10 protein-coding genes are annotated in these 14,416 nt (G+C 72.5%); 5 read left to right on the top strand and 5 right to left on the bottom strand.

Translation table 11 applies throughout. The annotated features are described in order from the left end of the window. Nucleotides 1-76: 76 nt before the first annotated feature. The 3 genes from rho to thrC form a co-directional block, all read right to left on the bottom strand. Complete coding sequence (gene rho / locus KIK09_RS24015) at nucleotides 77-2,068, bottom strand: transcription termination factor Rho (protein WP_214321516.1); 1,992 nt, start codon at nucleotides 2,066-2,068, stop codon at nucleotides 77-79. 456 nt (nucleotides 2,069-2,524) lie between these two features. Next, nucleotides 2,525-3,439, bottom strand: coding sequence for a homoserine kinase (gene thrB, locus KIK09_RS24010; RefSeq protein WP_250573565.1), 915 nt, complete (start codon nucleotides 3,437-3,439; stop codon nucleotides 2,525-2,527). A gap of 55 nt (nucleotides 3,440-3,494) precedes the next feature. Next, the gene (gene thrC, locus KIK09_RS24005) at nucleotides 3,495-4,538 is read right to left on the bottom strand and encodes a threonine synthase (protein ID WP_214321515.1); all 1,044 of its coding nucleotides are present in this window, start codon (nucleotides 4,536-4,538) and stop codon (nucleotides 3,495-3,497) included. A 123-nt stretch (nucleotides 4,539-4,661) separates the two neighbouring features. Here thrC and KIK09_RS24000 point away from each other — a divergent pair, with 123 nt between their 5' ends. Beyond that, complete coding sequence (locus KIK09_RS24000) at nucleotides 4,662-6,128, top strand: glycosyltransferase family 2 protein (protein ID WP_214321514.1); 1,467 nt, start codon at nucleotides 4,662-4,664, stop codon at nucleotides 6,126-6,128. On the opposite strand, the gene KIK09_RS23995 is transcribed toward KIK09_RS24000, so the two are convergent. Next, complete coding sequence (locus KIK09_RS23995; RefSeq protein WP_214321513.1) at nucleotides 6,129-7,742, bottom strand: glycosyltransferase family 2 protein; 1,614 nt, start codon at nucleotides 7,740-7,742, stop codon at nucleotides 6,129-6,131. After that, the gene (locus KIK09_RS23990; protein WP_214321512.1) at nucleotides 7,739-8,791 is read right to left on the bottom strand and encodes a glycosyltransferase family 2 protein; all 1,053 of its coding nucleotides are present in this window, start codon (nucleotides 8,789-8,791) and stop codon (nucleotides 7,739-7,741) included. The genes KIK09_RS23995 and KIK09_RS23990 overlap by 4 nt, the downstream gene beginning before the upstream one ends. Before the next feature lie 175 nt (nucleotides 8,792-8,966). Between KIK09_RS23990 and KIK09_RS23985 the strand changes: the two genes are divergently transcribed. Genes KIK09_RS23985 through KIK09_RS23970 form a run of 4 tightly spaced genes read left to right on the top strand, consistent with a single transcriptional unit; the run spans nucleotide 8,967 to nucleotide 14,402 of the window. Continuing rightward, on the top strand, nucleotides 8,967-9,401 hold the full coding sequence (locus KIK09_RS23985) for a hypothetical protein (protein ID WP_214321511.1): 435 nt from the start codon (nucleotides 8,967-8,969) through the stop codon (nucleotides 9,399-9,401). Then, nucleotides 9,398-10,882, top strand: coding sequence for a glycosyltransferase family 2 protein (locus KIK09_RS23980; protein WP_214321510.1), 1,485 nt, complete (start codon nucleotides 9,398-9,400; stop codon nucleotides 10,880-10,882). Before KIK09_RS23985 ends, KIK09_RS23980 begins: the two co-directional genes overlap by 4 nt. Further along, nucleotides 10,879-12,738, top strand: coding sequence for a glycosyltransferase (locus KIK09_RS23975; RefSeq protein ID WP_214321509.1), 1,860 nt, complete (start codon nucleotides 10,879-10,881; stop codon nucleotides 12,736-12,738). The genes KIK09_RS23980 and KIK09_RS23975 overlap by 4 nt, the downstream gene beginning before the upstream one ends. Continuing rightward, nucleotides 12,735-14,402 carry a glycosyltransferase family 2 protein gene (locus tag KIK09_RS23970; protein ID WP_214321508.1) on the top strand — a complete coding sequence of 556 codons (1,668 nt, stop codon included), beginning with the start codon at nucleotides 12,735-12,737 and terminating at the stop codon, nucleotides 14,400-14,402. Before KIK09_RS23975 ends, KIK09_RS23970 begins: the two co-directional genes overlap by 4 nt. The last annotated feature ends 14 nt before the right edge of the window (nucleotides 14,403-14,416 follow it).

Below are 14,416 nucleotides of genomic sequence, written 5' to 3'. Positions count from 1 at the left end.
CGGGCGGCCTGCCGTACAAGGTGATGCGGAGCAAGCGAAAGGGCGGCGAGAAACTCTCGCCGCCCTTTCGTCATGGTCAGTCGCGGTCGTTGCTCACGGTGGTCTTCTGGACCTGGAGCAGGAACTCCGCGTTCGACTTGGTCTCCTTCATCTTCTCCAGGAGGAGCTCGAGCGCCTGCTGCATGTCGAGCGCGTGCAGCACCCGGCGCAGCTTCCAGACGATGCTGAGCTCATCCTTGGCCATGAGGATCTCTTCCTTACGGGTGCCGGACGCGTCGACGTCCACCGCGGGGAAGATGCGCTTGTCGGCCAGCGAGCGGTTGAGCTTGAGCTCGGCGTTGCCGGTGCCCTTGAACTCCTCGAAGATGACCTCGTCCATCTTGGACCCGGTCTCGACCAGGGCCGTGGCGAGGATCGTCAGCGAGCCGCCGTTCTCGATGTTGCGGGCGGCGCCGAAGAAGCGCTTGGGCGGGTAGAGCGCGGTCGAGTCGACACCACCCGACAGGATGCGGCCCGAGGCGGGCGCGGCCAGGTTGTAGGCGCGGCCGAGACGGGTGATCGAGTCGAGCAGCACGACCACGTCGTGGCCCAGCTCCACCAGCCGCTTGGCGCGCTCGATGGCGAGCTCGGCGACCGTGGTGTGGTCCTCGGCGGGACGGTCGAAGGTCGAGTGGATGACCTCGCCCTTGACCGAGCGCTGCATGTCCGTGACCTCCTCCGGCCGCTCGTCGACGAGGACGACCATGAGGTGGCACTCGGGGTTGTTGCGGGTGATCGCGTTGGCGATCGCCTGCAGCACCATCGTCTTGCCGGCCTTGGGCGGCGAGACGATCAGGCCGCGCTGGCCCTTGCCGATCGGGGAGACGAGGTCGATGATCCTGGTGGTCAGGATGTTCGGCTCGGTCTCCAGGCGCAGGCGCTCCTGCGGGTAGAGCGGCGTGAGCTTGTTGAAGTCCGGCCTGTTGCGGGCCTGGTCCGGGTCCATGCCGTTGACGGTGTCGAGGCGGACCAGGGCGTTGAACTTCTCGCGGCGCTCGCCCTCGCGCGGCTGCCGGACGGCGCCGGTGATGACGTCGCCCTTGCGCAGGCCGTTGCGGCGGATCTGAGCCAGGCTGACGTAGACGTCGTTGCTGCCCGGCAGGTAGCCGCTGGTGCGGACGAACGCGTAGTTGTCCAGGATGTCCAGGATGCCGGCGATCGGGATGAGCACGTCGTCGTCGCCGATGACGGGCTCGGTGCTGTCGAAGCGGTCACGGCCACGGCCGCGGTTGCGCTCCCTGAAGCGGCCCCTGCGGCCACGACGGTCGTCGTCGTCCCCGCCACCGCGCTGGTCGCCACCGCGCTGGTCACCGCCACGCTGGTCGCCGCGCAGGTCGCCACGCTGGTCGCCGCGCTGGTCGCCGCCGCGCTGGTCACCGCGGTTGCCGGCGTCGGCCGCCCGCTGGTCGGCACGGCCGCCCTCGCCACGGTCGCTGCTGGCACGGTCGTTGGTGGGTCGCTCGCCGCGCTCCCGGCGCTCGCCCCTGCTGCGGCGCTCGCGGCGGCTCTCGCCGCGCTCGCGCCCCTCGCCCTGCTCGACGGCACGGCCTTCGCCCTGCCCACTGTCGACGGTCGTGGCCGGCTGGTCGGCGACCACCGGCGGTGCGGCCTGAACGGCCGGTTCTGCCGCGGCCACCGGCTCGGCGGCGGCCTGCGGGGTGCTCTCCTCGACGCTCCTGGCCCGGGAACGTTCCCTCCTGCTGCGGGCGGGACGCTCCGCGGCGGGCGCCGGCTCGGCCGTCACCGCCGGGGCGGGCGCCGCCTCGGCGGCCGGGGCGGAGGCGCCGTCACCGCTGCCACCCTGCTTCTCCTGGATGGCCGCGATGAGCTGGCTCTTCCGCATGCGTCCGGTCCCGCTGATGCCGAGCTCGGCAGCGATTTTCTGCAGCTCGGGCAGCACCTTGGCGGACAGGCCGGTGCCGGAGCGACGCGCGCGAGGCTTGGCCGCGGCGCGAGTGGGGGTGTCGCCGGACGCAGGCTGCGCAGATGCGCCTGATGCGTCGGAGAGGAGTTCGGTGGTGTCGCTCAACTAAAAGGTCCTTCCCAGGGGTCGGGCGCCGGGTATCTCATGCCGGGCGTCCCGGAGGTGCTTGCGATCCGGCGGGACAGACCGGGTCGGGGTGCACTCTGCGATCTTCGGCCGCCGCCGGGACGGCGGTCGCCACACTTTGTGGAGGGGCTCGTCCAGGCATCCACAGGACGGTGGCGCGTGGAAAACACCCCCCAGATGTCGCCAGCCAGATGTCGAGGAGATTCGAACGCGCTCAGCCCCGTCGGCGCCGCCTCACGTTGGGCCAACCGGGTGTGGGCCAACCGGAGGCAACGGGTTCCGGGGAGACAGCCGCGCTGCCCACGTCTCGCGACGTGAGACATGATGCAGCGATGTACGGCTGACAAGCACGCACCCAACAAGGGGGCATCTGGTGCGGCTACCAGCCTAACATCACCAGCGCACACGGCTATTCCCTGAAGGTCTAAAGAGGCATCAGCGTGTCTCGGGAACCTGAACGGTCGCCCCATCCGGGTCGACGTCCAATAGCTGGATGTGCCAGTCATTACCCACTTCTGGCGCGATCAAATCCTGCGAATCCGAGGTCGAAAACGCAAGGATGGTGGGACCCGCTCCCGAAACAACCGCGGGCACGCCCACTGCACGTAGACGTTCTACCAGATCCGCGCTCGCACGCATGGCAGGCGCGCGGTAGTCCTGATGCAGCCGGTCCTCGGTCGCCGCCAGCAAGAGCCCCCGCTCCGGCCGCTGGGTCAGCGCGGCGATCAGCAGCGCGGCCCTTCCGGCATTGAAGGAGGCGTCCTTGTGGGGCACATCCTTCGGCAGCAGCCCCCGAGCCGCCTCCGTGGACAGCCGCGTCGCCGGGACGAGCACGACCGGGCGGATGCGCGCGTCGGGAACCAGCTTCACCATACGCGGTGATCCGCCTTGGTGCGTCCACGCGATGGTCAGGCCGCCGGCCAGGCACGGCGCCACGTTGTCCGGATGCCCTTCCATCTCGGTGGCCAGCGCGAACACCTCGTCGTCAGACAGTTCTCCGGTGCCGAGCGCCCTGGCGGCCAGGATGCCCGCGCAGATGGCCGCCGACGAGGAGCCCAGGCCTCGGGCGTGCGGGATCCTGTTGCGGCAGCGCAGCCGGATCCCCTCGGGCTGTTTCATGCCCATCCGGTCGAACGCCTTGCGCATCGCCTTGACGATCAGGTGTCCTTCGCCCAGGTCGAGCTCGCCGGCGCCCTCACCCTCGACCGTGACCTCGACGCCCGGTCCGGTGAGCTCCGCCTCGACGTCGTCGTGCAGCGTCAGCGCCAGGCCGAGCGAGTCGAACCCCGGCCCGAGGTTCGCGGACGTGGCGGGGACTCGAATGTTCACCATGTGTTTCTCACCGCTCATGAGGATCCTGTACGGCGGGCCGGGCTGATGCCCGCCGTACTGAAGAACAAGCCCGTCAGGCCAGGTTGAGCGCGGCAGCGGCCGCGTGGACGTCGATCGGGACCGTGACGGGGGCGGGGGCGCCGGAGATGGCCCAGTCGGGGTCCTTGAGCCCGTTGCCGGTGACCGTGCAGACCACCCGCTGCCCCGGCTCGAGCAGCCCCTGCGCGTGGGCCTGGAGCAGGCCGGCCACGCTGGCGGCCGAGGCGAGCTCGACGAAGACGCCCTCCTCCTGGGCCAGCAGCTTGTAGGCGGCGGCGATCTGGCGGTCGGTCACCGACTGGATGACGCCGCCGGACTCGTCGCGTGCCTCCTCGGCCAGGCGCCACGAGGCGGGGTTGCCGATGCGGATCGCGGTGGCGATCGTGTGCGGGTGCGCGACCGGCGCTCCCTGGACGATGGGCGCGGCGCCGCTGGCCTGGAAGCCGAACATGCGCGGCCGCTTGTCGGAGTACTCCTTGTAGCCCATCCAGTAGGCGGAGATGTTGCCCGCGTTGCCCACGGGGATGCAGTGGATGTCGGGAGCCTCGCCGAGCGCGTCGACGATCTCGAAGGCCGCGGTCTTCTGGCCCTGCAGCCGGTACGGGTTGACCGAGTTGACCAGCGCGATCGGGTAGGACGACGACAGCTTGCGCGTCATCTCCAGGCAGTCGTCGAAGGAGCCCTCGACCTGCAGCAGCGTGGCGCCGTGCACCAGCGCCTGGGCCAGCTTGCCCATCGCGATCTTGCCGCGCGGCACCAGGACGGCACAGGTGAGCCCGGCGCGTACCGCGTAGGCGGCGGCCGAGGCGGAGGTGTTGCCGGTGGAGGCGCAGATGACCGCCTTGGCGCCCTCCTCGACGGCCTTGCTGATGGCCACGGTCATGCCGCGGTCCTTGAAGCTGCCGGTCGGGTTGGCGCCCTCGACCTTGAGGTAGACGTCGCACCCGGTGAGCGCGGACACGCGGTGCGCGGGCAGCAGCGGCGTGCCGCCCTCGAGCAGCGTGATGACGGGCGTCTTCGCGGTGACCGGAAGCCGCTCGCGATATTCCTCGATAAGGCCACGCCACGCCCTGCTCATGATGACTCCCTACCTGCGGTGTTGGGCACCGAGTCTAGCGGGACGCCAGGGGGCGGTCCTGTTGCCACTATTCAGGAAATATTCAGCATCTGGGTCTAGGGTCTGGCGCAGGGGGTCACCACCATGAACGCGCGTCCTGCCCTCACGCAGAACGACTACTCTCCACTCACGCCACCCGGGCTCGGGGCCTGGTCGCCTGCCCTTTCGGTGAGCGTCGTGGTCCCGGCGCACGGCGGGCCGCACCTGGAGTTCACGCTCGCCGCGCTGGCGGCGCAGACGTACCCGGACCACCTGATGGAGGTCCTCGTTGTCGACGACGGCAGCGAGCCGCCGATCGCGCTGCCGGAGATCAGGCCGGTCAACACCCGCCTGGTCAGGCCCGAGACGGGCTGGGGCATCTCCAACGCGGTCAACGCCGGTGCCAGGGCCGCCGACGGCGAGCTCATCCAGCGGCTCGACTCCGACATGGTCGCCTGCCGCGAGCACATCGAGGCGCTGGCCCGCTGGCACCACGTGACGGACTACCTGGTCACGATCGGGATGAAGCGGTTCGTCGAGGTTCCGCCGCTCACGGCGGAAGACGTCTTCCGGGCGGGACACCTGGGAGAACTGTTCGACCTGGACAACGCCAGGCCGAGCTCGACCGAGGCGACGATCGCCAAGACCGACGGGCTGCGCAAGAGCCGCAACCCCTACCACGTGTGCACGGGACCGACCTTCGCCCTTCCCCGGGAGGTCTTCCACGCTGTGGGCGGGCTCGACCCGACGGTGCTGCGCGGCGAGGACACCGAGTTCGCCTACCGGCTGGCCATGCACGGGGTGGTGTTCATCCCCGACCTCCAGGCGCAGGCCGTCCATCTCGGGCTGCCCGCGCAGCACCGCGACAGGGAGCGCGCCGTGCGGGCCGTCGAGCCCTATCTGGCGCACCGCGTTCCGCTCCGCCGCGACCTGCGCAAGGACCGCGGCCGCCGGTGGCTGGTGCCGTACGTGGAGATCGTGCTCGACGTCACGGACACCTCTGAGCAGGTCGTACGGCAGGCCGTCGCGGCGGCGCTGGACGGCAGGCTGCAGGACGTGGTCGTGACGCTGGTCGGCCCGTGGTCGAGGCTGCGCGACGACCAGCGCACGGGTCTCGGCGACCCCTGCTTCGAGCTGCGGCTGATGCGCGACCTGTTCGCACACGACGACAGGATCCGCCTGATCGACGAGGCGTCCCCCACGCCGGCGCCGACGCCGTTCCGCTACCGCGGTCCTGTGGACGTGCCGCTGCACAAGGCGACGCTCGAGCGCATGATCGAGTCGGTGCAGGAGGACCTCACCGGGGTTCTGATCGTCGACCTGCCGGACGGCCGCACGGCCCGTCTGGAGCGCACCTCGGCCCTGGCCCGCGCCGAGCTCCTCGGCTCGCCCGGCGACGACGTGGACGACGTCATCGAGACCACCCACGGCGTACGGCACGCCGCGCCGGACCGCTACTGGCCCGCGCCCAAGCCCGACCCCGTCACGATCCCGCCCGCGCCCGCGCCCGCCCCCGCGTCGGAGGAGTCCACCCTGCTGGGCCGGCTCCGCTCGGCGCTCCGCGCCAACTAGCTAGTCGGGGAGCTTGCGGCGCAGCGCGCGTTTCACGGACGCCGACAGCAGGGTGCGCAGGCTCTTTTGGACGCGGGAGGCGGCGGCGAGCTGGCGGCGCAGGGTGCTCACCTCGCGGCGCAGCTCGACCGCGCTCTTGCGCCAGCGGCCCGCCTCGTCGCGCCACCTGGTGACCTGGCCGCGCAGGCGTTCGACCTCCTTGGCCAGGCGGGCGGCCTCCGACTGTGCCTCGGTCCTGGCCCGGTAGGCGGTGCGGCGGCCGAGGATCTCGACCGGCTCCGCGGTGAACCCGTAGGTCTCGCCGTCGACCCAGACCACGCCTGACACGTCGTCCACGGCGTCCTCGACGGGCTCTCCCGGCCGGGCGACGATCGACGCCCTGGCGAAGGAGGCGGTGCGCTCAAGACGGGCGGCGAGGACGCCGTCCGCCGACTCCTCGAGCAGGGCGCTGACCAGGCCGAGGCCCTCGTCCTTGGCCAGTTCGAGCAGCCGGGCCAGGGTGTCCTCGCCCGGCGCCCAGCCGGGCGGGAGGCGGAGCACGAAGGGGATGGCCGGGTCGACGGCGTCGTCGGAGACGGCCAGCCGTACCCGGCCCTCGTGCTCGTAGTGCCCGCGGATCAGCACCAGGTCGAGGGCGGGATCGCGGAGCGGGGCGCGGCGGTCGCGGGCGAGGCTGTCCCAAGGTCCCGTGAGGACGACGGAGACGTCGGCGACGGTGCCGCCGAGGAGCGCGTCGACCGTGACGCGGGTCTGCTCGTAGGCGGTGGCCTGGACGACGGCCGCCACGTAGGGCACCTTCCACTGGCGGCCCGGATGCGAGCGCAGCCAGCGGTAGGCGGGGATGCGGTCGGCGACGAAGGCGTGGCTGACCCGGTCGATGGGGGCCTTGTCGCGCATCCGCATGGTCGGCCCGAGGTGGTAGGCGCGGGCGCGGGGTTCGGGGACGAACACGGCGCCGGCCTGCGCCAGGCGGTAGCCGAGCTCGGTGTCCTGGCCGAGGACGAGGTCGTCGTCCATGGGGCCCGCGGCCTTGATCAGGCGGGCGTTGACGGAGGTGGCGCCGCCCACGTGCAGGCTGAAGGGGCGCTGCGTGTTGCCGGTGAGGCCGTTGGTGCGCTCGACGAGATCCACGATCCATGAGTGCGGCTCGGCGGGCTCGAAGAGCTTGTCCAGGTCGCGGTCGAGGTGGTCGGGCAGCGGGGCCTCGGTGAAGCGGATGTAGCTGGTGACGACGAGGTAGGGCGCGGCGTGGTGCCAGCGCATGTGCGCCTCGATCGCGTCGGGTGCCAGGACGACGTCCGAGTCGAGCCAGTGGATGACGTCCCCGGCTGCTTCAGCGAGTCCGGCATTTCGGGCATTGGCCCTACCAGGGGTCTCGCAGACGATCAGCCGGGCATCGGCGCCTTCGGGGAGCCTGAGGGGCGGCGAGCTGCCGTTGTCGACCACGATGATCTCGATCAGCGACGCCGGGTAGGTCTGCGCGGCCAGTGCCTCGAGGACGAGGTCCAGCTTGTCCTGGCCGCCGTAGGCGGGCACCACGACGCTGACGGTCAGCGTCGGCGTGTAGTCCTCGGCCGGCTGGAGCGTCCGGTAGTCGTTGCCCCTGATTCTCATGCGGCTTCCATCAGCAGGCTAGGGCGGAAGCCGCGCCACTGGTTGGCGGCCACCTTGAGGAAGTGGGCCAGCGGAAGCTGCCAGGTGTGCGCGCCGGACAGCGCGCGGCGCAGCACGTAGCCGAGGCCGTGGGTGCGGTAGACGGTGGCGTCGGCGGCCCTGGCCGCCTTGAGGAAGCCGAGGTCGACCGCGCGCGGCACCGCGGGGAAGCCGCCGATCTCATGAAACCTGTCGCGTTTGAGCAGGATCGTCCCGCCGGCCACGTGGTCGTCGAACACCTCGCTGCGGTAGGCGGCGCCGCTGGCGAACGTGGTGCGCCTGATCGTGGCGTCCAGGGGCTCCAGGTAGAAGAACTCGCCGGTGGTGCCGACGACGTCGCCGCCGGAGTACGTCCTGGCCATGACCAGGTCGGCCAGGTGGTCGGGGCCGTACCAGTCGTCGTCGTCCCACTTGGCCAGGTAGTCGCCGCTGGCGGGGGCCGCGGCCTTGTTGAGCACCTCGCCGAAGGGGACGCCGGAGTCCGCCTCGAACCACTCCACGGGCAGCGGGGTGTCCTCGACGGCCTGCCGTACCTGCTCGAAGGCGATGCCGTGCAGGCCGAGCAGGACCTCGACCCGCACGCCGCGCTGGCGGGCCAACTGGCCGAGCGCGAAGGGCACCAGGTGCGGGCGCATGGTCGACATCACGACGCTGACCAGCGGCGTGGTGGAGGTGCGGTGGGCCAGGCGGCGCAGCCGCACCGAGTGCTCCTCGCGGCGCAGGTCGGCCACGCACCGCAGGGTGCCGTCAGGCTCGTGGGCCAGCCACCGGCGGTCGGTCAGGAGTGCCGCCAGCTCGCGCGGGACCCAGCCGGGAGCGCGCTCGGTGGTGATCGGGATCCCCGCCGCCGCGAGGTGGGTGACGCCGTCGAGCGGGACGCTTTGGTCGGGCCAATCCAGCTCGACCCCGCGCATCGCCCTGAGCGCGTCGAGGTCGAAGGCGTCCCCCACGCGCAGGCGGGTGAGCCCCTTCTCCGGCGTGCGCAGGAAGCCGCAGGGGGTGACGGACATGAGTGTCGTGCTCCTCGGGCGGGTCTCGGTCGGCGCCTACCATACGCCCGATTTACGACCGCGCCGTCAAGGGGTTCGGAGGTGGCTATCAGGATTCATCCAGGAACTTATGGCACCGTAGAGGTACATGTTTATTAAGGTGTCAACAAAATCTGACTGAGAAGGGTTTGGGCGGATGCTCTCGCCACGCCGACTGGCAGCCACCGCCGCGTTCCTCGGGATTCTCACCGTCGTGCTCGTGGTGCTCGTCGTGACCGGGGCGCTCGAGCCGGGCGCCGCCGCGGCCACAGGAGCGTTCGTGATCTCGCTCGCGGCCCTGGCCTTCCTGGTGCTGTCCGTACGCCGCCTCGACGGCAAGGCTCACCGCATCGATCTCCGGGTGAAGAAGCACGAGGCGGAGCTGGCCAGGACCGCCACCGCGCTGACGCGGATCGAGTCGCGCATCGACACGCTGACGCGGGCCGTCGAGCAGTCGATGGCCAGGCACGGCGAGGACCTGGCCGCGATCCTGGCCTCGCTGGGCGAGGACCGGGTCAACGCGATGGCGCACGCCCGCGAGGTGGAGGAGCTGCGCGAGGAGGTTCACGAGCTGGCCAAGGACCCGGTATGACCCGGATCAGGCACAACGACTACGGCCCGCTCGATCCGCCCGCGATCGGCGCGTGGGCGCCGTCGCTGACCGTCTCGGTGGTCATCCCCGCCCACGACTGTCTGCCCGACCTGGAGCGCACGCTCGCCGTGCTGGCCGCGCAGACGTACCCGGCGGAGCTGGTCGAGGTGATCGTCGCCGACGACGGCAGCGACCCGCCGATCGAGCTGCCCGGCGTCCGCGTCGTCAGGGTCGGGCGCGGGTGGGGCCGCGGCGCCGCCCGCCAGGCGGGCCTGGATGCCGCCGCCGGCGACGTCGTCCACTGGCTGGACGCCGACATGCTGCTCGAACCCGACCACCTCGAGGCCCACCTGCGCTGGCACCACCTCCTCAACTATGCCGTGGTGATCGGCGACACCCGCTTCGCGGTGGAGGAGGGCGAGGTCCGCCCCGAGTACACCCGCAAGACCCTCGAGTCCACCGACCTGCTGAAGCAGGCGGGCGCCACCGCCTACCTGCTGCACACCGGCGCCTCCACCTCCGCCCGCGCCCACCTGCTGCGCGCCGCCGGCGGCGTGGACGTCTCGCTGAACATGGCCGAGGACACCGAGCTCGGCTACCGGCTGGCCCAGGCGGGCGCGGTCTTCATCCCCGACCCGCAGGCCCGCGCCGTGCACGCGGGCCCGTCCACGGTCATGCGCCGCGAGGGGGACGTGCACCGGCACAACTGGTCCTTCCTCGGCGACCTCGTCCCCGACCTGCGCTGGCTCCGCAACCACCCGCGCCGCCGCTGGCTGGTGCCCTACGTCCAGGTGGTCATCGAGGTCCCGCCCACTCCTGGCGCCTACGAGCAGACCCGGGCGGCCGCCGACTCCGCGCTGGCCGGCACGCTCACCGACGCCGCCGTCACCCTCGTCGGCCCCTGGTCGAAACTCACGGACGAGCGCCGGGCCAGCCTCGACGAGCCGCTGCTCGACCTGCGGCTGCTGCGCAACCTCTACGCCCACGAACCACGCGTCACCTTCGCCGAGAGCGCGCCCGCCTCGGCCGCGCCCGCGCCGTTCCTGCTCACGCTGCCCTCCGGCTGGGTGCTTGGCGCCGACACCCTGGCCAAGCTGGTACGGCAGGCGGAACGCGGCACCCTCGGCCTGGTCAGCGCCGCACTGACCGAGCAGGAAGCAGGCGTGCTCGCCGCCCGGCTCGAGCGCACCGCCGCCTACGCCCGCGCCGCCCTCGTGGAGGCGCCCACCGACGACCTGGTCGACGAGCTGTTCGGCGCGCTGTGGGTGAGCGGGTCCGAGTACGACTTCGCCCCGGCCGACGAGGCCGAACCCCTGGCGGGCGACCCTGCCAAGTGGCGGGCGCTGGCCGCCGAGCGCCAGGAGGAGATCAAGTCCCTGCGCGCCGAGGTCGAGCGCCTGACCGCCGAACTCGACGGCGCCAGGAAGCCCCCGGCCAAGGGGCTCGGCTCGCTGATGCGGCACCTGCGGAGCACCGGATGATCGACCAGCTGCTCGCGGACCTGCCCAAGGCCCGCGTGTTCCGCGCGGGGGTCGAGGGGCCGGGCGTCGACCTGGACCACGACCTGCTCGAGCCTTCCCAGCCCGCCGAGCGTGTGCACGAGGTGCTCGTCCTGGCGGCCACCCCTGCCGACCTGCGCCGGGTCTCCACCCTGCACAAGCTGCTGCCCGAGGCGCGCCGGGTGGTCGTGGCCGTGCTGGACACGCCCGCCTCCCACCCGGCGCCCGTGCCCACCCCGACGCCGGCGCACCGCTGGCGCTCCCTCACCGACCTGCGGGTCCATCGGCCCGCGGACCGGGTGTGGGTGGTGGACGCGCGTTTCTCGGCTCCCACACCGGCCGGCCGTACCGTCACCGCGACGGCGCGGGCCTTCGCCGGGCACCGGCTGGACGTGATCGCGGCGCCCGCGGCGGGGATCGCGGGCGTCGGCGCGGCCGACTGGCGGCCGGGGGACCCCAACGCCACGCCCGCCGAGCTGACGGGACCCGTGCCCGAGCGGGTCGGCGCGCCGGGCAGCGACCTGGTGCTGCGCACGCTCGACGAGAGCGCCGACTGGGCGGGCGAGGAGACGCCGATCGAGCGGCCCACGCTGGACGCGGCCAGCTGGGAGCGGCTCGGCCGTCCGGGCGGCGCGGAGCTACCGCTCACGGATCCGGACGTGCTGAGCGAGCCGTCCATGATCCCGCCGGTGGACGAGCGGCTGGTCAACCCGCAGGGGTTCGTCACCACGCCCTCGCGCGGCATGGCCGTGCTGGCCGAGCGCGACGGGCGCTGGTCGGCGGTGCTCGACGGCAGGGCCGTGGTGACGTTCGCCGAGTCGGGCGGGGTGACCGACGCCGACGTGGCGCGGCTGCGGCAGATCCGCGGGCTCGAGATCGACTGGCGGCGTGCGCACAGCGGACCGCTGGCCGCGGTCCGGGTGCTGGCCGGACTGGCGGCGGCCGGGGTGCCGCTGGTGGCCGACGCGGTGCCGCGCTGGGCGGGCGCGATCGGCCCTGAGCTGGTGGAGCTCATCACCCAAGGTCCCGAGATTTCGGACGATCTGGCGCGAGAGGAGCACAGCATCAGGCTGCGGCGGGCCGCGCTGCGCACCCACGGGGTGGCGGCCCGATGGGAGCAGCTCGGCGCCCCGGCGCCCGCTCCCCCGCTGGTCTCGGTGCTGCTCGCCACCCGCAGGACCGACATGGTGGGCTTCGCCCTCGACCAGATCGCCCGCCAGCGCGGCGCCAACCTGGAGGTGATCCTGGCGCTGCACGGCGTGCCCGCCGGGCATCCTGACGTGGCGCCCGCGGTGGGCGCCTTCGACGGGCCGCTGACGGTGTTCGAGGCGCCCGCGTCGGCGGTGTTCGGCGAGGTGCTGAACCAGGCCGCGGCCAGGGCCTCCGGGTCGTTCCTGCTGAAGATGGACGACGACGACTGGTACGGGCCCGAGTTCCTGTCGGACCTGCTGCTGGCGCACTCCTACTCGGGGGCGCAGCTGGTGGGTACCGTGCCGGAGTTCGTCTACCTGAGCTCGATCGACGTGACCGTGCACCGGCACCAGATCACCGAGCAGATCACCAGCTTCGTGGCGGGCGGCACGATCCTGGTCGAGCGGTCGGCCTTCCAGGCGGTGGGCGGGTTCCGCCCGCTGCGGCGCTCGGTGGACACGCAGTTCCAGGAGGCGCTGCAGGCGGCCGGCGGGCAGATCTACCGCACCCACGGCCTGGGTTACCTCCTGCGCCGCGGGCCTGCCGCCAACCACACCTGGCAGGAGCCGATCGGCACGTTCCTGCAGCGCAACCGGCGCCAGTGGCGCGGCTTCCACCCCGGCGCGCTGATGGAGCCGGCCCCGTGACCCCGCGCATCCGGCGGCAGGACTTCGGCGTGCTCACCCCGCCCGCGCTCGGCGAGTGGGAGCCCACGCTGCGGGTGACCGTGGTGATCCCCGCGCACGACCGGCAGGAGACGCTCGACCTGACGCTGGCCGCGCTGGCCGGGCAGAGCTACCCGGCCGAGCTGCTCGACGTGATCGTGGTCGACGACGGCAGCTCCCCGCCGCTGCGCCTCCCCGACGTCAGACCCGCCAGGTCCACGCTCATCAGCAGTCCGCCGGACGGCTGGGGGCGGGCGTGGGCACTGCAGGCCGGGATCGACGCCGCCGCCGGGGACGTGATCCTCGTGCTGGACGCCGACATGGTGCCGCACCGCACCCACGTCGAGGCCCAGTTGCGCTGGCACCACCTGGCCCCCTACCTGGTGGTGCTCGGCTGGATCGACTTCACCCCCGGCGACGTGCTGCCCGCGCCCGCCGAGGTACGGCAGGCGCTCGAGGCCGGCACCGAGGACAAGCTGTTCCCGCTGTCGCCGCACCGCCACGACTGGGCCGAGAAGATCATCAGCGAGCACGACGGGCTGCGCACCGCGCCGAACTCGCTGGCCACCCGCATCCACGTGGGCGCCACCGCCTCCTACCCGGCCGCGCTGCTGCGCGCCATCGGCGGGCTGGACACCTCGCTGGTGCTGGCCGAGGACACCGAGCTCGGCTACCGGCTCACGCAGGCGGGGGCCGTGTTCGTGCCCGACCCCGAGTCGCGCGCCTGGCATCTGGGGCTGCCGACGGCGATGCGCGAGTTCGCCGCGCTCAAGCGCTACAACGACCCGTTCGTGGCCGACCGCGTGCCGTACCGGCGGTATCTGCGCATGGACGCGGGCAGGCAGTGGCTCGTGCCGTACGTGCACGCCGTGGTCGGCGGTGCCTCCTACGAGGACGTGCGGGCCACGGTGGACGGGCTGCTCGGCTCGTCGCTGCCCGACATCGCCGTCACGATCGAGGCCGGCTGGGACTCGCTCGGCTCCTCGCGCCGCGCCCCGCTCACCGACCCCGAGCTGGACCTGCGGCTGGTCCGCGCCACGTTCGAGCACGACCCCCGGGTACGGCTGGCCGCCTCCGAGCCCGCCTCGCCGGCGCCCTTCCGCCTGCTGATGCCGCCTGGTTGGGTGCCGGGGCACGACACGCTCGAGCGGCTCGTGGCCCACCTGGAGGAGCACGACCTGGGCGCCGTCTTCGTGGCGCTGGACGAGGGCCAGGGCGGCGTGGTGGTGGCCCGGCTCGAGCGGACCGCCGCGCTGGCCAGGGTCGCGCTGGTGGCTCGTCCAGGGGAACGGTACGACGACGTGCTGGATGAAGTGTTCGGGCTGGAGTGGGTCGACGGGGAGACGTGGGGCTTCGCCCGCAGGCCCGGGGTCTACCCGCCGCGCAGGCGGCCGGTCCCCGAGGCCGAGCGGCTGCGCGCCCAGCACGACAAGGAGCTGAGGCGGGTGCGCAGGCGCCTGGCCGCGCTTCAGGCGGAGGTCGCCCAGCTGCGGCGGGAGGCGGGCAAGGGCCGCAGGGACGCCCAGCGCTGGCGCGAGAAGGCCGAGTCGTGGCGCCGCGAGGCGGTCGGGCTGGCCCGGGCCAAGGACAGGACCGTGCTGGAACGAGCCGTCCGCCGGGTCCGCGCGCTCATCGTCAAGCCGTAGACGCGAGGATGGTG

Origin of the sequence: Nonomuraea sediminis (genome assembly GCF_018531495.1) — a bacterium.
GTDB classification, from domain to species: domain Bacteria; phylum Actinomycetota; class Actinomycetes; order Streptosporangiales; family Streptosporangiaceae; genus Nonomuraea; species Nonomuraea sediminis.
The sequence above is the reverse complement of the archived record's forward strand: the minus strand, read 5'-3'. Positions and strand labels throughout refer to the sequence as shown.